Annotated in this window: 15 protein-coding genes; 5 read left to right on the forward strand and 10 right to left on the reverse strand. The window is 42.1% G+C overall.

The window, feature by feature from the left end; translation table 11 throughout:
* Positions 1-258: 258 nt before the first annotated feature.
* A complete protein-coding gene (locus tag NH399_RS20780; RefSeq protein ID WP_253043121.1) occupies positions 259-687 on the forward strand; it encodes an NUDIX hydrolase in 429 nt (142 codons plus the stop codon).
* Between the two features lie 102 nt (positions 688-789).
* A complete protein-coding gene (locus tag NH399_RS20785) occupies positions 790-1,215 on the forward strand; it encodes a GFA family protein (RefSeq protein ID WP_253043122.1) in 426 nt (141 codons plus the stop codon).
* Between the two features lie 44 nt (positions 1,216-1,259).
* Here NH399_RS20785 and NH399_RS20790 read toward each other — a convergent pair whose 3' ends face one another.
* Positions 1,260-3,461, reverse strand: coding sequence for a molybdopterin cofactor-binding domain-containing protein (locus NH399_RS20790; RefSeq protein ID WP_253043123.1), 2,202 nt, complete (start codon positions 3,459-3,461; stop codon positions 1,260-1,262).
* A 1,079-nt stretch (positions 3,462-4,540) separates the two neighbouring features.
* On the opposite strand from NH399_RS20790, the gene NH399_RS20795 reads away from it, so the two are divergent.
* A complete protein-coding gene (locus NH399_RS20795) occupies positions 4,541-5,095 on the forward strand; it encodes an HNH endonuclease (RefSeq protein ID WP_253043124.1) in 555 nt (184 codons plus the stop codon).
* Positions 5,096-5,114: 19 nt separating this feature from the next.
* Here NH399_RS20795 and NH399_RS20800 read toward each other — a convergent pair whose 3' ends face one another.
* The 3 genes from NH399_RS20800 to NH399_RS20810 all read right to left on the reverse strand — a co-directional run bounded on the left by NH399_RS20800 (position 5,115) and on the right by NH399_RS20810 (position 7,576).
* The gene (locus NH399_RS20800; RefSeq protein ID WP_253043125.1) at positions 5,115-6,410 is read right to left on the reverse strand and encodes an ATP-binding protein; all 1,296 of its coding nucleotides are present in this window, start codon (positions 6,408-6,410) and stop codon (positions 5,115-5,117) included.
* 92 nt (positions 6,411-6,502) lie between these two features.
* Positions 6,503-7,225 carry a response regulator gene (locus NH399_RS20805; RefSeq protein WP_253043126.1) on the reverse strand — a complete coding sequence of 241 codons (723 nt, stop codon included), beginning with the start codon at positions 7,223-7,225 and terminating at the stop codon, positions 6,503-6,505.
* Between the two features lie 75 nt (positions 7,226-7,300).
* A complete protein-coding gene (locus NH399_RS20810; protein WP_253043127.1) occupies positions 7,301-7,576 on the reverse strand; it encodes a hypothetical protein in 276 nt (91 codons plus the stop codon).
* A 190-nt stretch (positions 7,577-7,766) separates the two neighbouring features.
* Between NH399_RS20810 and NH399_RS20815 the strand changes: the two genes are divergently transcribed.
* Entirely contained in the window at positions 7,767-10,553 is a 2,787-nt protein-coding gene (locus NH399_RS20815) for an ATP-binding protein (RefSeq protein ID WP_253043128.1), read from the forward strand.
* A gap of 42 nt (positions 10,554-10,595) precedes the next feature.
* Here NH399_RS20815 and NH399_RS20820 read toward each other — a convergent pair whose 3' ends face one another.
* From NH399_RS20820 to NH399_RS20845, 6 genes are all read right to left on the reverse strand, one after another.
* Entirely contained in the window at positions 10,596-12,191 is a 1,596-nt protein-coding gene (locus NH399_RS20820) for an ABC-F family ATPase (protein ID WP_253043129.1), read from the reverse strand.
* A gap of 133 nt (positions 12,192-12,324) precedes the next feature.
* Complete coding sequence (locus tag NH399_RS20825) at positions 12,325-13,248, reverse strand: ADP-ribosylglycohydrolase family protein (RefSeq protein WP_253043130.1); 924 nt, start codon at positions 13,246-13,248, stop codon at positions 12,325-12,327.
* Entirely contained in the window at positions 13,238-14,107 is an 870-nt protein-coding gene (locus tag NH399_RS20830; protein ID WP_253043131.1) for a TIGR02452 family protein, read from the reverse strand. Before NH399_RS20830 ends, NH399_RS20825 begins: the two co-directional genes overlap by 11 nt.
* Positions 14,108-14,136: 29 nt before the next feature.
* Positions 14,137-14,592 carry a macro domain-containing protein gene (locus NH399_RS20835; RefSeq protein ID WP_253043132.1) on the reverse strand — a complete coding sequence of 152 codons (456 nt, stop codon included), beginning with the start codon at positions 14,590-14,592 and terminating at the stop codon, positions 14,137-14,139.
* A gap of 49 nt (positions 14,593-14,641) precedes the next feature.
* On the reverse strand, positions 14,642-14,938 hold the full coding sequence (locus NH399_RS20840) for a hypothetical protein (RefSeq protein ID WP_253043133.1): 297 nt from the start codon (positions 14,936-14,938) through the stop codon (positions 14,642-14,644).
* A gap of 32 nt (positions 14,939-14,970) precedes the next feature.
* Positions 14,971-15,708 (reverse strand): NUDIX domain-containing protein, encoded by a 738-nt coding sequence (locus NH399_RS20845; RefSeq protein ID WP_253043134.1) that lies wholly within the window; start codon positions 15,706-15,708, stop codon positions 14,971-14,973.
* A gap of 121 nt (positions 15,709-15,829) precedes the next feature.
* Here NH399_RS20845 and NH399_RS20850 point away from each other — a divergent pair, with 121 nt between their 5' ends.
* Positions 15,830-16,897 (forward strand): ADP-ribosylglycohydrolase family protein, encoded by a 1,068-nt coding sequence (locus tag NH399_RS20850; protein WP_253043135.1) that lies wholly within the window; start codon positions 15,830-15,832, stop codon positions 16,895-16,897.
* The last annotated feature ends 4 nt before the right edge of the window (positions 16,898-16,901 follow it).

Raw genomic sequence — 16,901 nt, forward strand, 5'->3', positions numbered from 1 at the left:
ATACTTAATTTTTGTATCGATTTAACAAAAGGTTTCACATTTTATACTTAAAGTATCTCTAATTTGAGTTTTTGTATGGCTAATAGGCTTTGTAAAACTTTTGAGACGTAATGCCTATAGGATTAATAAATAGGTAAAAAATTCAATGCTAAAATCTTGGCATAGTTTTTAAAGTTCTATTATATTGAGAGCAAGAAGATGTTATTCACAGTGAGCGTGTTGACCCTTCTATCTCAACGGTTATAAAGGACTATTATTATGGCAGCATGGGCAATTATAGAAAACGATGGGAAAGTATTATTTGTTCAACGTAGTGCAAGCAAGTCTCGTTCCTTGCAATGGTGTTTACCGGGCGGTTCTATTCATATTAACGAACGACCCGAGGATGGTTGTGCAAGAGAAGTAAGAGAAGAAGTGGGATTAGAACTAGAGGGAATTCGACTTCAAACTTTGATGCATGGTAATTATTATTTTTTATGTACCCTGGTTAATAGCGATCAACCTGTGCAACTAAAAATCACAGAGTGTTGTCGGTATCGATGGGTTGAGCCCGAAAGGATCTTTGAACTCGGTCAGGTAATGGATGCCCGAATGATAGTTTCTGCACTTAGAGCCTCTGGTTTTTCAGTCTACTATCCGAGCGCCATCTTTAATGAACTGCAGCTGGATAGTTTGAGTGTGCGTTAAACCGCTGGTTTTAGTTGCTTATCCGATAAATTATGTCATACTCAAAGCGCTACTTGTTTAAGTAGTTTTGTGTGGGCGAAATAGATAGTTTCGGAGAGTGTAATGGCTAATACGCATGAAAATAAAGGCAGCTGCTTGTGTGGCGCTGTTAAAGTATCGGCTTCTCAAGCGAGTGATGCTATGGGAGCTTGTCATTGTAGCATGTGCCGTAATTGGGGCGGTGGGCCGTTTTTGACTTTAGACTGTGGTACAGACGTAGAGTTTGACGGCGAAGAGATGATCGGTGTTTATTCTTCTTCAGACTGGGCTGAACGAGGGTTTTGTAAGCAATGCGGCAGTCATTTGTTTTATCGGTTGAAGCCAACAGGGCAGTTGATCATGTCTGCAGGAATATTTGATCAAAAAACAAATTTTGATTTTGACCATCAAATTTTTATTGATGAGAAACCTGAGCATTATGCATTTGTTAATCAGACCGAAAATATGACTGGAGCAGAAGTGTTTGCTAAGTATGCTCCGCCAGAGTAATGACTAAGGTGACTGGCGGCATGAGAACAGCCGCCTGAGTTGATTTATACAGAGAAGTGTTTGTTAATAGGCAGTTCTCTGATCCTTGTTCCTGTGAGAGAAAAAATAGCATTGGTAACCGCTGGCGCTATGACAGGTGTTGAGGGTTCTCCTGCACCTCCTGTTGGCTCTCCACTATTCAAAATATGAACGTTAATTTCTGGGCATTGGTTCATTCTTAGCATTGGATAGTCATGAAAGTTACTCTGTTTGACCGCGCCTTTTTCGATAGTGATATTGCCAAAGAGAGCTGCGGTAAGTCCAAAGATGATACCTGACTCCATTTGAGCTTTCAGTCCATCAGGATTGATAGCAAAACCGACATCAACAGCACAAGTCACTTTTTCTATTTTTAGCCGATTGTTAACCATGGATACTTGAGCAACCAGTGCAACGATAGAGTGAAATGATTTGTGAATTGCGATCCCTTGAGCAGAGTTTTCGTTTAGCTGTTTCCCCCATTGGGCTTTTGAGGCGGCCAAGTCCAAAACTTTTTGCATTCTTGGTGAGTCTTGAAGCATATCGTGACGCAATTGATACGGATCTTTATTTCCTTTGTGCGCTAACTCGTCGAAAAAAGATTCGGTAAAAAATGCATGCTGAGAATGGGCAACGCTGCGCCAGGAACCAAAGGGAACATGGGTTGGGCTTTCTACGCTAACCACCTTTTGATGTTGTATTGGGTAAGGAATAAAAGGCGCAAACTTGGGGTCATGCTTATCAACGTAGTAGTTTTCCCAAGCATAAGGCAAACCATCGTCGCCCATTGCTGCACGAAAACGACTGACCACCGCTGGCCGATAGAAATCATGTTGCGTATCTTCTTCTCTTGACCAGATAAGCTTAACGGGTTTTTGAACCGCATGAGAAAGTTGAGCAGCCTGAACGGCAAAGTCACTCATCAAGCGGCGACCAAAACTGCCTCCGAGCAATTGGTTATGAACAATGACATCATCGGCGGGCATATCTAGTTTATCGGCGACTTCTGCTCTGACACCTAAGGGATTCTGGCTTCCAACCCAAAGCTCGCAGTGTGTCGACGAGCAGTTTGCTACAGCGTTAAGTGGCTCCATGGCAGCATGAGCCAGATAAGGGACCTGATAGTCAGCTTGAATACTCTCGGATTGTGTTGCGAAGTATTTATCGGGTTCGCCTGCCTGTAAATCTATATCTCCGCCATTGTGTTGTTGAGCATCTGTTATCGCGGTTTTAAATTGTTGATAAATATCGGATTGTGATAGCTGGTTTTCTTTCGGTTCTTCCCACTCAATAGAAAGCTGGTTTACACTCTTTTGAGCCAACCAGTAACTGGTTGCTATGACAGCAATTGCGTTTTCTAAATTGACGGTTTTAACGACGCCTTTCGTTGACTCTATAGAAGAGGGCGAATAACTTTTTACTGTTGCACCAAATACCGGGGCCTGTCGAATGGCTGCATACAAGGTTCCATCCAATTGTATGTCCAGGGCAAAGGTTGCCTGTCCATTGACTTTCCCAGGTGTATCAAAGCGAGGCAGACTCTTGCCCATCAGTTTAAATTGCTGATGGGATTTTAGTGTTGGTTGATCCGGAGGTGTCAGCTTGGCTGCGACACTGGCGAACTCAGAGTAGGGCGCCTTTCGATTGGAAGCAGGGTGATACAAAATGCCTTTTTCTGTTTTGATACTGGATTCTTCTACTTGCCATGTTTGAGCTGCGGCTCTTATGAGTAGCTCTCTTGCTGCCGCGCCTGCCACGCGCATTCCCAAGTGGCCCGTTGTCCTTACTGAAGAGCTGCCGCCAGTGACTTGGATATCTAACAGCTGTGTCGCTTGCAGAAAAAGCCCATTGATTGTTGGTACCAAAATGTCTGGTACGCTCAAATCACCAGCAAGGAATCCTCGAGCCAAAGCATAGTTGGCATATCCTGAATGGGCGGGGGCTTCCATCATTTTCATTTGTGACCAATCCGCATCGAGCTCATCCGCTAACATTTGAGCCAAGCTGGTGTGCACGCCCTGACCCATTTCGGCGTGCGGTATGATAGCGGTAACATGATTATTCGAGTCGATTTTCACCCAGGTATTAACCAGTGTTTCATTTTCTTTGTTAACCAAAGGAGATAGCTGACTATTTCTGTTTCCAGGTCTTACTGCGACACCAACTAGCAGACCTCCTCCAAGAGTTAAGCTGGTTGCGATCAATCCTCTTCGAGTCCATTTTTTCATGTTTATTCTCAGACTTTTTATTCGGCGGTATTGCTAGAGAATATCACACTTCATCCAGTTTGCAGGGGAGGTTTTAAAGTTGAATATCTAAGATGGACTTGATTTGTCGCTGGCTTCAGTTAAAATGCCGCTCAAATATTTAAGGAAGTATCATTTTTCATTTCGCGTTAGAGAATAAGCAAAGATTATCAGAAATGTATTAAACCAAAGCATAAAGGATTATATGTGTTGGTTAAGGAAAACAATTAACGAGATATTTTGACATTAAGTAAGTGTTTTTTTGAGTTTATTGACTAAGTGATATCCAGGATTATCGTAGATTTTTTACGAGGTATGTTTATGTTTAATTAAATATAAAAATCAATGAGTTAGATTGTATTTTTATGAGGTTTAGCTTGACTTCAAAAGCAACTGAGTGCAAAATTTTGCCAATTGAGAGACAAGGATATTTGTGACAGCAGGATGGCTGTAACTCCAAGAGAAGATAACTTTTTAGTGGCGTATTAAGTGAAAAGCCACTGACTCATATTTTTAAGCATCGAAATGATCTTCTGAGCGAACGAATACACGTTATTGGATTAGTGCATTTAACTTTTCAATTTATGGCATTGGGTACTTGCTCTGGTTTTAAAAGCATGCGGTGAACAACGGTTATGGAGTAAGGAGTGTGATCAAAATCTCCAAGGATGGAGACCTTACATTTGACATTAAATTGGCCTCGGAGAAGTGCATAGATATCTTTGATTTCGAGTTCAGTCTAACGGAACTAATTTTGGGGGGAAGCATGTGTGGTTTTTAACATCTGTGCTAATCAGTATTGCTACGAGTACGTGGGTTCGAATCCCACTCTCTCCACTTCTATTTTATTGCAGTTTCAACGGTGTTTTAACCACTTTCTTTGATTTGTCATAAAGTTTTAAGCTAGGTCGACTATACTTAATTAATAAAATTTTATTTGAAAATCAATCGATAGGATTGTTGCGACTGACTTTTTTAATGACAAAACATGAACTTCTGATGTTTTTGTTATTTTAGGGATGATTTGCTTTTAAAAAAGCAAATCTTTTTTGGAGCAAGCTATGTCAGCTAAAATTTTGAGATTAAATAAAGCGGGTACACCGATTAAATGGATTAACTATGAGCAAGCCGCATCGCTTTACGTCAAAAATCAGGTGCTGTGGACGTTAGGAGATAGTTTTACTCATCTGCATGGTGGAATTTGTCGCATGACACAGGAGCAGTCAGTCATTGCTTTGCATCCCATTGTTGCAACCGAAGGCCGTATCTCCAAGTATCAGTCATTTGCTGTCGCACTGACTAATGATGCTTTGTTTCAGCGAGATCAAAGCATGTGTTTATATTGCGGCAATATTTATAACTCCAAAATACTGACTCGAGATCACGTTATTCCAAAAGGTCAGGGAGGCAAAGATATTTGGGAGAATGTGGTATCCGCATGTTTTGCGTGTAACAACAAAAAAGGATGTCGAACACCTGAGCAGGCCAAAATGAAATTGCTGGCAGTGCCTTTTCGTCCTAATCGTTTTGAAATGTTGGTCTTATCAAATAAGAGAATATTAGGCGATCAGATGGACTACATTAAAAATCTGAGTCCTAATTTTCGTATTGCTTGAGTGGTGAAAGAAGAGGTTATCAAGCCTCTTCTTTCTTTTGAGGCCAACATAACTGGAGGCTAGCACCGCCATATTTTGACTTCCCAATAGTTAGCGATCCATTATGGAGTGATATGATCTCACTCACAATGGCAAGACCTAAACCAAAACCTCCGGTCTGTTTGGTTCGTGACGGATCAAGACGATGAAAAGGTTGAACCACGTCTTCTCTTTTATCGAGCGGTATTCCTGGGCCATCATCATCAACAGTCAATAGAATATCACTCTCACTTTTTGTCACGTAAACATCTATGTGCTCTGAAGCAAACTTTATTGCATTTCTTATCAAGTTATTGATGGCTCGCTCCATGAGTTTGGAATCAAAAAGTACTAATAGGTCGGTGGTGTTATAATTAATTTCAAACTTAATTTGAGACTCTCGCTGAAGGCTCTCTAGTACCCAGCTTAGATGCTCCTCTATATTCAGCATTTCTTTCTTTACAACTACTTCTGAGCGCTCCATACGGGCATAGTTAAGCAGTTCATCAATCAACTGGGATACTTCATCCAGGTCATCATGAATGCTGCCTAGTGTCGCCATCTGACTTTCATCTAGTTTGTTGGAGGCTAGCATTTCTAATTGACATTCAATTCGAAAAACAGGGGAGCGTATCTCGTGAGCTATGGCACTGGTTAACTGTTTGTTTCGTTGTAGTAGTTGCTGAACTTTTTCGGCCATTGAATTAAATGTCGTATTAAGATCGCCAACTTGTAGCCGCGACTGAGTTGGTGCACGAGCGCCAAGGTCACCATCCGCTATTCGTTTGGCGGTTTCATTGAGTCGAGCCAACTTCCTGTGCAAAAACAGCAACCAAAGAGCAGTACTGATTGCTATCGACAAATAAAGCATTTGGAGAATAATTCCGTCAATGGCATCTACTTGCTGCCAAAATTGATTTTCTTCCAATCTGGTCGCTTTAATGAGTTCTGATTCTGAGAGATAGAGATAGATAATGTTATCGTCATCCAAATCAAAGATAGCCTGCTTCTCCTTTAGATAATTCCATCGAGCGGATGACCAAGACAGTCTTTCTTTTTCCAGGCGTTGGTAACGATAGTGATTAAGTGATTCAAGCGGTTTGAATTGACTATTGATGCCTTGCTTGTCAACAGCGGCGAGCGTTTGAAGCAGTTGACTTTGCACTTTAAACTGATTTCTTTCTATTTCTGCTTCATCATCAAAGTAAAGTATTTGAGTCAAAATGTTGGCGAGTATCAAAAACAAGAATAAGGTGCCAACGATACCCAGGTAGAGTGTAATAAATAGCTTTTTCATCAGTAAATCCTGGAGGACTTAATTTTCGCCTTAGTCAAGAGTATATCGATATACTTCGCTAGGGTCTGTATGAAGATGTACCGATAAGTAAGTTACCAATTGTCGGGCACAAACAGGTAGCCTTTGCCTCTTACCGTGATGATCTTTTGTGGAAGAGAAGGATTGTCGCCTAGCTTCTTGCGCAGGCTAGCGATTTTGTTGTCGATAGTACGGTCCTGTCCGTCGTAGTCTATCCCTCTTGTTTTTTTGACCAGTTCTTCTCGCGACAATACTTGCTCTGCGTGCTCAGCCAATAATAACAGCAGATCAAACTCGCCGGGGGTTAGATCAATACGCTGCTCATTGAGATAGCAATGCTTGAGCAATATATCCAGGCGGAGGGCATTAAAAGACAGTTCCTTTAAAGGACGTTGTTTGCCATCGGGAGTGTTTGAAGAGGTTCTGCGCAGTAACATTCTTACTCTGGCAAGTAGTACTCGGGGCTGGATAGGTTTGACAACAAAGTCGTCGGCGCCTATTTCAAGTGCTGCTACTTGATCTATATCATCGTCACTTGCGGTCAAAAATAGGATTTTCCCTGTAAACTGCGAACGAATTTCGCGGCAGATAGTTAGTCCATCTTTGCCTGGAAGCATGAGATCAAGAATAACAAGAGCTGGTTGTTGTTGCTGAATAAGGCTGGCTGCAAGGGCGCCATTGGCTTCCAGAGTGACCGTGAAGCCCTGGGATGAAAAGTATTGTTCAAGTAACTGACCCAATTTAGGGTCGTCTTCAACTAAAATAATATGGTGAACTGTGTTCTCGGATTCGCTCATGAACTACTCTTATTCTTCAAAAAATACGAAGGCATATTGCTTGATCACTTAGAGTTGTGTTGTTAACCATAAATATTAGGCAATTTTGATACGAACGACATTCATAATTTCGATCTCAAAACCAGCGACAGTCTCTTTATCTGGATAGTAGGTAAGGTTGACTCGTTGCCCTTCGAGGTTTTTGTACTTTTTTTTCCGCTTGTATTTAAAGGGTGGTTCATAACCGTCAATCATTAGAGTGTTAATAAACCATTCTCCGTCTTCTCTTTGTACATGAGAGGTGACTTTTTTCATATCGGACTGAATAAGGCCTGTGTGTTTCTTGAGCAGCTTATCAACGGGATGGGTCATGATGTAGAACCTGTGCTTGTCTTGTTTCGTAAGGGTGATTTACGAAAATATCGGTTACTGGTAGAAAGGATTGTTTTAGATTAAGGTTATCTCAAAAGCTTTTCAATCTTGAGTAGTGACTCTCTCTCACTAATAATATTCTTCCTTTGAGATGAAATGGAAGGCATATTATTAACAAGCTCGAGAATAATTGGCACAAGTTATTGATATTTGTGCTATTTTTTGTGTAACCATGAAAGTCGAGCAACGAGTTTTGAGCCAACGAGCATTCACAAGTTTTTTCTATGCATCTTTATTGGGCATTATAGGAATAGGATTAAACTACCTTTCTGTACCCATACTTCCGCCAATTGAACTGATTTCTTCCCCTATTGTGTTAATGATCTCTGTACGAGCCTTGGGGCTTCGTTATGGACTCGTTACTTTGATTATTACCATGGGACATTTTTGTTGGTTATACGAGAGCTTGTATAATCCGATCATTTATACGTTGGAGTGTCTGTTTTTCTATTGGGGGTGCCGCAAAGGCTGGCAGCCTATTTTGGTCGATGCACTTTATTGGTTGATTCTTGGTATTCCGCTGGTCTGGTTTATTTTGACTTATATAGAGCCCACCGATAGCTCGGCCTTTTTTAGTATCCTTTTGAAGCAACCTGTTAATGGTTTTATTTATATCTTGATTGCCGACCTAATTTTATGGTTTCCGGCAATTCAAAAGTACTCCGTTGAACGTATTCGAAAAGGAGCACAACGCTCTCTCACCACCTTTTACTCTGAAGCCTTAACCTTGTTATTGTTTGTACCTTTGATGATTGTCTCTTTGATTACGCAATCTCAAATACAAAGCTCACAGTTAAAAGATATTCGTACCCTTCTGGTCTATGAAACAGAGCAAAGCTCCGAGAAAATAGAAAGTTTTTTAAATGAATATCGTAAGGCGATAGAGAATTTCGCCATGATCCTTTCTAACTCTGAGTTCTCAACTCAGCAACAACAACTCCATCTTTTGAATCTACATCAGCACTATGGTGGGTTTATCACCATGCTGATGGCTGATAGAGATGGTGAGCTCATATTGTCTAGTCCATCTGAGTTGGCTAAAAATGGCCTATCCGTTGCTGACCGCGAATATTTTACTCATGCCAGAGATAAGCATCAGCCGTTTTTATCCGACGCTTTCCGAGGCAAGGGTTTTGGCACCGATCCTATTGTTGCCATTAGTGCACCCTTCTATGACGGTGAAAAGCAGTTCAATGGTATTGTCGAAGGTTCATTAAATCTCTATGCATTTGACCTCTTTCGGAATGAGTATGCGTCGAAACGCAATGTGAGCTTGCTCGTTATTGGAAAAAACAACCGAGTAATATTTAGTTCAAAGGATTTAAAGTTAGAGTATCTAACCCCGGTTACGGTCGAAATTCAAAGTGATGAATTGTTTGGAGCAACGGCCTTAATTAATCGCTCCAATCTGTCTTACTCATTCGATGTGCGTAATTTAGACAATGGCTGGAAAGTCTACTCCTTGCATAATACCAATTTGTTCTGGAGCCGAATAAGAGAAACTTTCGTTTCTGTTTCTTTGGTCATTATCATTGCTTTTTTCCCTGTTGTTGGTCTGGCATTTGCACTGTCGAGACTTTCCATTCGCCCTATTAAAGGACTTATTCAGCAATTTAAAGATATTAGCTTGACCCATCATCATCGTTCTTTAAATAAAGACTCCTCTTTATTTATAGAAATTGAATTATTGTATGAGCAGTTCAGGCAGGCAAAAGAAGAGTTGAGAGAAGCTCATCATCACGAGCAGATGCTGTTGGAACAAAAACTGAATGCAGAAAAAGAGACCGTGGCTAAGAGTGAATTTTTATCTCGAGTGAGCCATGAGTTTCGAACGCCGTTAAACTCAATCTTAGGTAATGTTCAGCTGATTCTTATGGAAAAAATGGATCAACAGTTGTCAAAGAAGTTGTTTGATATAGAGTTCGCTGGCAAGCATTTATTGGCTTTGGTTGATGATTTGTTAGAGTTGACAAAGTTCGACGTAGGTGAATATGCGGTTAACTTTAAACCTGTTGAGCTTAATCTAGTTATTGAGCATGTGTTTGATATGCTGCAACAGATGGCACAAGAGCATTCTATATCCTTATCGAAGGATATTAATTTAACCGAAGGATACTTTGTAGAAGTTGATGAACTACGGATTAAGCAAATTCTGATTAATATTGTGAGCAATGGGATTAAATACAACTCTAAGAATGGCACTGTCGAAATAACTAGCTTAATGGATGGCGAACATTTGATCGTTGCTATTAAAGATAATGGTATGGGAATCTCCGAGGAGCACCATCAGCAAGTTTTTCAGCCATTTCAACGTTTAGGACAAGAAAACAGCGATATTCAAGGAAGTGGCGTTGGTTTAGCACTCGCGTATAACTTAATTCAGAGAATGAATGGTGATATATGGTTTGAGTCAAAAACTGGACAAGGCACTACCTTTTATATTCAACTGAATGTATTGACACCAACCAGCGATATGCTGATAGAGTCAGATAAAGTTGAGCACAGTCTCATTGAACACAAACAGTTGGATATTCGAAATAAAAGCATTCTGTATATTGAAGATAACCGATTGAACTATTTGATCCTGGAATCTTGGTTAAATAAATTTCCATCTGTGTCGGTATATAATGCTAAAAATGGTTCGGAAGCTTTAGTTTGGTTAGGAAAAAATCAGCCGGATATTATCTTTTCTGATTTGGGCCTGCCTGATATTAGTGGTCTTGAAGTGGCAAAAAAAATCAGGCAGCTTGATCTCTTTAAGAAAACGCCACTGATTGCATTGACGGCTGAGGTAACGGATAAAGTACGTGAAGATTGTATTGAAGTGGGTTTTGATTCTTTCTTAACAAAACCAGTAGAATTTACTCTTGTCGAAAAAACCTTGATAGATTTGGGCTTTTTCGACAAGAGAGAATGAAGCTTGGTGATTGAGCCGAAGCGACGCTAGGGAAGAGGCTCCTTATGCCTCTTCGATGCCTTGACTACGCAAATATTCATCATAGGTACCATGGAAGTCGACAATGCCGTCTTCTTTTATCTCGATGATACGGGTAGCAAGTGATGAAACAAACTGGCGATCATGACTGACAAAGAGCAATGTGCCGTCGTAGTTTTCTAACGCTAAGTTAATGGACTCAATGGATTCCATATCCATGTGGTTGGTTGGCTCATCCAAAAGCAAGATGTTTGGCTTTTGTAGCATAAGTTTACCAATCAGCATGCGGCCTTGTTCACCACCAGAGATGACTTTAACCGATTTCTTTATGTCGTTTTGTGAGAAAAGCAAGCGACCTAAAGTTCCACGAATCACTTGCTCATCATCGCCTTCTTGACCCCACTGCTGCATCCAGTCAAAGAGATTCATATCTTCTTCGAAGTCCGCCGCATGATCTTGTGCGTAGTAGCCGATGTTGGCGTTCTCTGACCACTTTATTTCGCCAGACTTAGGCTGCATCACTTCTGCCAGTGTATTTAACAGGGTGGACTTTCCGATGCCGTTTTGTCCAATGATGGCGACTTTTTCTCCGACTTCGACTTTCATCGTTAGATCTTTAAATAGCAACTCCTCAAAGCCTTGAGATACTTTTTCCAGCTCTAATGCCAGTCGATACAGTTTCTTTTCTTGAGTAAAGCGAATGAATGGATTTTGTCGGCTTGATGCTTTGACTTCTTCCAGCTTTATTTTATCAATTTGCTTGGCGCGAGAGGTTGCTTGACGAGCTTTTGAAGCGTTAGCAGAGAAGCGACTAACGAAAGCTTGAAGCTCTGCAATTTGAGCTTTCTTCTTTGCATTGTCAGATAGCATTCTTTCTCGAGCCTGTGTTGCGGCAAACATGTATTCGTCGTAGTTACCTGGGAACAATCTAAGTTCGCCATAGTCAAGATCGGCCATGTGAGTGCAAATGCTGTTTAAAAAGTGACGATCGTGAGAAATAATGATCATGGTGCTTTGGCGTTCACTAAGCACACCTTCTAACCAACGAATCGTATTAATATCCAGGTGGTTCGTTGGTTCGTCTAATAACAGGATGTCTGGATCGGCAAAAAGCACCTGTGCCAACAATACTCGAAGCTTCCAGCCTGGAGCAACTTCGCTCATTGGGCCATAGTGTTGCTCGATAGGAATGCCCACTCCCAAAAGTAGTTCGCCAGCACGAGCTTCGGCAGAATAACCGTCCATCTCGGCAAATTTAACTTCGAGATCGGCAACTTTCATACCGTCTTCTTCGCTCATTTCTGCCAACGAGTAGATGCGGTCTCGCTCTTCTTTGATTTCCCAAAGCTCGCTGTGGCCCATGATTACCGTATCGATAACGGTATGGCTTTCGTAGGCAAACTGATCCTGATTAAGCTTGGCTACACGAAGCTCTGGATCGACATTGATGTTTCCTGATGAAGCTTCTAACTCTTTGCTCAGGATTTTCATAAACGTTGATTTGCCACAACCGTTTGCGCCAATGAGGCCGTATCGATTACCGCCGCCAAATTTAACTGAGATGTTTTCGAATAAGGGTTTTTCCCCAAATTGCATTGTGATGTTTGCTGTAGAAATCAAGGTTTTGTTCCAGAACTGAGTTAAGCAAGAAATCAGGCGCGCAGAGTACCGTTTGCTGACTTCTTAAGCAACTCTATTTACGAGAAATTAGTGAATAAACACCCTTCAACTTCGGAAGGATGAAGCAAAGCTCTTATCTTTGCTTCCCTCCATGTTGGCGCTGAATTTGAGCTGATTGAAGTAATTTATCAGATAAAGCTTTTATCTCATTGATTTGATGCAACTTTGCGAGCCACTTGCGAGGAATATTCGACATCCCATAATAAGCTCCTGCCAGTTGACCGCAAATGGCTGCGGTTGTATCGGCATCATCGCCAAGATTCGCTGCGGCTAGCACGGCATCAGCGAAGTTAGTCGTGGTGGCAAAACACCACAGAGCGGCTTCGAGAGAATGAATGACGTAACCACTCCCGGTTATCTGATGTTCACTCTTACTTTGGTAGCCACAGTTGACCAAGTTTGACACGGATTCTGACTCAGCCTCATAACCCGATTGTTGTAGCAGAGACTGTTTGTCGCACTCGTGTAAGGCTCGAAACAGCAAAGTACCAAAGAAACGGCTGGCATCGATGCATTCTAATGTTCCGTGAGTTGTTCGTGAGCTTTCACCGCTAAAGTGCAGGGTGTCTTTGTAGGAGTCGCCATAAAACATAGGAATGGGAGCCAGCCTCATTAAGCAACCGTTGCCTGCAGTATCTGGCGAAACAGGGCCAGAAAATGGATCGCCTGTCTCTTGGTAAGCCATCAGTGATTGCTGTACCGTCATACCAATATCAAAACACTCGTTTGTGCTGCTCATGTAACCATACTGCCACCAGTTGCAGTAGCGATTCATTTGATCGCAAGCGTCGAAACCGTTTTTGTGCAACAGAGAATGGGCCAGACACAGAGCCATGGAAGTGTCGTCAGTCCATTGGCCAGGAGCGAGTGCAAAGGGGCCTCCACCGATCATATCGGTCAGTGGAGTAAAGCTGCCTCTCGGTTTAAACTCTAGTGTTGTCCCCAGTGCATCACCGACGGCGAGGCCAACCAGGCATCCTCGGTAGTTATCTTTCATAGGCTTGCTCCTTGCTTTCTTGGGTTAGAGGAGAGAGCTGGTTGGTAAAAGCCAGAAAGGTTTTTTGCTGATTTGAATTATCGAGTACGGCGAAGTCGATAGTCTCGAAGACTCCATGAAACTGACCAGACTCTTGCAGAGCATCCGCATAGAGTTGACTGATAAAAGCCGGATCATTGCGGAATACACCACATCCCCAGGCACCTAATATCAGGTGTTGATAATCCTGGGCTTTAGCTAACGCTAAGACATAATGTAATCGCTGCTTCATTACCGATGCTGTCTGTGATTTTTCATGCTCTTTCAATGCACCAAAGTTAACAGCTGGTGCCGTGATAAATGACACTTTGTAAGGTGCAGCTAATAGCTGATCATCATCATCACGGAACACCACAACATCCGGCGAATAAATCATGTTGTGGGTATAAAGACAACTCCCACAACGTCGATTGATTTCATAGTGCGTCATATCTTTGGTTAACGAAGCATACAAGGAACTGGCGCGAGCCAGGCTTTCTTCTTGAGCCTGACTACCACCCAAAAATCCACCTCCCGGATTTTTGGCCGATGCAAAGTTGAGACAAAGCACTTTATTCCCATTTTGCTGTGCTTCGAATGCTGCTGCCAGAGTGGTTCGATTACTGACACTGAGCTTTGTACTATGTTTCGAAGTACTTTGCTTAGCATTGGTTTGTGCTAAGAGCTCTAACGCATCTGGGGTATAGTATTGTGTGTGAGCTGTGCTGTGTTCAATCTCTTCCTGAATGTTCACTCTGTTATTTTGTTCATCGTCATAATACCCTTGGCTAATAATTTCCAGAGTTCGTTCTGCCGTCATGGCTCTATTTTTTCGATTCATTAATTTTCCTTAAATAAATATTCTTTGCTTTATTTCTCAAAAATAACCAGTGTATGATCTTCGTCCAGTAATTCTTGATCGATAATGTTTTTAATAATATTCCAGTCACCCCCTGCTAATCCTGCACCAATGAGTGGGTAAGCGATTCTCTTGCCAGAAAAATTGCATTTAATCTTTTTCATTACTGACCGTATTGCTTCATAGTCGACTTTCAAACCTTTTCCGCGCCAATGAAACTGAGTGTAAGCATTGACTATAGTAAGCGGATGGTTTTCTGATGTGACTTGGCAGTAAGAATAGCTACCTAATTTACTGCGATCCGATGCAGGCGTTTTCAAGTCTGCTTCATAAGCTTGAGGAAAGACTTCTTTGATCGTTTTCGCTATTCCGGCACCCATGGCACATTGGCAGTTGCAACCATGAATGATGACATCAAAGTGACCTTCTTTTGCGAGAGCTATTAAATCACCATGTATTTCTTTCATTGATTATTTTCCTTTTGTTATGGCTCATCCTTGAGCATTGAACGGTCCTTTACTGGCTAGTAGTTTCTGCTGACAAAGTTTCGCATTGCCAACCCCAGCCTCGTTGTTTTTCGATAAAAGCGGCGGCTTTTTCTTCACAGTAACCTAGTTGTGCTTCAGCTTTCCACAACACTTGCATTCCGCTGGCTTTGGTATATTGAACTTCACAAGGAGTTTCTTCTCCCTGCGGATAAACGATTTCTATTTTTCTTTGCGCATCACCCTGAGTGCATACCGTCACCTGATTCTCGATGGCAAACAGGCTGAGAGATGTCATGGCGGCGATGGCTATTATTGTATTTTTCATATTGTTGTACCTTTTGCATAATTAGGTTGGGTTTACCTTGGGCCTTCTATGTTTCGAGGGAAGAAATGGGACTCCCCCTCGGGTTTTACTCGATACAGTTTAGCAGGCCGATTGCTGCCTTTTCTGGTTGAGCCTGTTTCTTCTAATATATCGGCATCCAGTAAGCGGCGGCGAAAGGACTTTTTCTCTACGCTTTTTCCTAGAATGATTTCAAAGGTTTTTTGCAGCTCTGTTAACGTAAATTCCTGCGGCAATAAATTAACGGGCAGAGAAGTATACTGAACCTTGTTGCGCAGACGTTCATAGCACTGTTGTAATATTTCCTGATGATCAAATGCCAGGGTGTAGGTGCTGGATACATCATCGACGGGTACCCAAACCACTTGGTCGGAACTGGCGTCTTTTTGTAGCTGAAACTCGTTGTGAGCAATCAGCGCAAAATAGCTTACGGTGACTGACCAGCCTCGAGGATCACGATGATGGTTTCCTGTCGTGGCGACTTGTTCCAGGTAGGGGGTATCAACTCCTGTTTTTTCTTTCAATTTTCGTTGCGCTGTTTGTTCTAGAGTTTTATCGCTACTGATATCAATAAATCCACCAGGTAGTGCCCACTGGCCCAGGGCTGGATGCTGGGCTCGCTTTACTAACAGTACGTGAACCTGTTCGTCATGGAGAGTAAAAATGGCCATGTCGACGCTGGTTAGAGGTATGTCGTAGTCATGAATATTGTAGCTAGCTAAAAATTCTTGTTCGGTTTGTTGCTCACTCATCAGCAGTACCTTGAAAGTTTTTTATTGACATAGTGTCTTATTGACACTATCTTAGTGTTTGTCAGCCACTATGTCAAAGGTTTGTTTGCTAATGGACAGTCATGTTACGGAAACAAAGGAAATGAATCGAGCAATACATGGATGCTTAATGGGGACTTTATTTGGTGATGCGATGGGATTACCTTTTGAGGGAATGAGTTCGGGGCGAGTGAAGCGAATGATGAAGTCACCAATGGAGTTTCAATTGTTATTGGGACATGGAATGGTGTCTGACGATACAGAGCATGCTGCTATTGTATGCTCTGCTTTGATTGAGAGTTGGCAAGATCCCGGTTATTTTAGAGCACGGCTGGCCCGGCGCTTATGTTGGTGGTTCTGGCGATTGCCTCCAGGCGTTGGATTCGCCACAGCCAGAGCGTTAATCAAGGCTTCGGTCGGTGTTCCTGTGGATAAAAGCGGTGTTTACTCGGCTGGCAATGGTCCTGCTATGCGATCGCCTATGCTGGGGGTTGTATATGCCAAAGACTCAGCTCTTATGAAAACCTATGTTCGTTATTCAACACAAATAACGCACACTGATCCACGAGCGTATTTAGGGGCTTTGGCAGTGGCTCTTGCTGCCAGCTGGTCTAGCCAAAATTGCCAGATGAGCTTTGAGCAATTTATTCGTGATTTGACGGATCTTTCACAAGGAGAAGACGAGCAAGCATGGGAAGAGTTGCTTGTGTTGCTTAAGAGTATTGAGTGCTCATTGAAAGAGAATGAGTCACTCGAAGAGTTCCTGGCACGAGCGCAAATCACTGACGGAATTAGTGGCTATATTTATCATACGGTGCCTGCGGTGTTGTTTTTATGGCAAAAGTTTCGAGAACAACCAGAGTTAGCTATTAGACAGATTATTTTGGCTGGTGGCGATACCGATACGAGTGCCGCAATACTAGGTGCTATTTTGGGGGCGTCGCCGAAAGCAGACTTTCCTCCAATGAAAATATGTCGTCAGGTTGTTGATTGGCCAGTCTCTGTGGAATCGCTTAATAAGACCAGTGAGCAGCTTTCTCAGGTGATCGAAAAGGATACTGCCGCTTCAGTGCCCTGGTTATTTGGGCCTCTGGTAGTGTTAAGGAATATGATTATGTTAATGATAGTTATTGGACATGGTTTGCGTCGATTGCTACCGCCCTACAAATAGGAAA

Origin of the sequence: Pleionea sp. CnH1-48 (assembly GCF_024124665.1) — a bacterium.
Classification (GTDB): domain Bacteria; phylum Pseudomonadota; class Gammaproteobacteria; order Enterobacterales; family Kangiellaceae; genus JAMXSB01.

What these genes read in the sequence shown, in the direction of transcription:
- NH399_RS20780 (WP_253043121.1), top strand. Translation starts at nt 259, where the DNA reads ATGGCAGCATGGGCAATTATAGAAAACGATGGGAAAGTATTATTTGTT.
- NH399_RS20785 (WP_253043122.1), top strand. Translation starts at nt 790, where the DNA reads ATGGCTAATACGCATGAAAATAAAGGCAGCTGCTTGTGTGGCGCTGTT.
- NH399_RS20790 (WP_253043123.1), bottom strand. Translation starts at nt 3,461, where the DNA reads ATGAAAAAATGGACTCGAAGAGGATTGATCGCAACCAGCTTAACTCTT.
- NH399_RS20795 (WP_253043124.1), top strand. Translation starts at nt 4,541, where the DNA reads ATGTCAGCTAAAATTTTGAGATTAAATAAAGCGGGTACACCGATTAAA.
- NH399_RS20800 (WP_253043125.1), bottom strand. Translation starts at nt 6,410, where the DNA reads ATGAAAAAGCTATTTATTACACTCTACCTGGGTATCGTTGGCACCTTA.
- NH399_RS20805 (WP_253043126.1), bottom strand. Translation starts at nt 7,225, where the DNA reads ATGAGCGAATCCGAGAACACAGTTCACCATATTATTTTAGTTGAAGAC.
- NH399_RS20810 (WP_253043127.1), bottom strand. Translation starts at nt 7,576, where the DNA reads ATGACCCATCCCGTTGATAAGCTGCTCAAGAAACACACAGGCCTTATT.
- NH399_RS20825 (WP_253043130.1), bottom strand. Translation starts at nt 13,248, where the DNA reads ATGAAAGATAACTACCGAGGATGCCTGGTTGGCCTCGCCGTCGGTGAT.
- NH399_RS20830 (WP_253043131.1), bottom strand. Translation starts at nt 14,107, where the DNA reads ATGAATCGAAAAAATAGAGCCATGACGGCAGAACGAACTCTGGAAATT.
- NH399_RS20835 (WP_253043132.1), bottom strand. Translation starts at nt 14,592, where the DNA reads ATGAAAGAAATACATGGTGATTTAATAGCTCTCGCAAAAGAAGGTCAC.
- NH399_RS20840 (WP_253043133.1), bottom strand. Translation starts at nt 14,938, where the DNA reads ATGAAAAATACAATAATAGCCATCGCCGCCATGACATCTCTCAGCCTG.
- NH399_RS20845 (WP_253043134.1), bottom strand. Translation starts at nt 15,708, where the DNA reads ATGAGTGAGCAACAAACCGAACAAGAATTTTTAGCTAGCTACAATATT.
- NH399_RS20850 (WP_253043135.1), top strand. Translation starts at nt 15,830, where the DNA reads ATGAATCGAGCAATACATGGATGCTTAATGGGGACTTTATTTGGTGAT.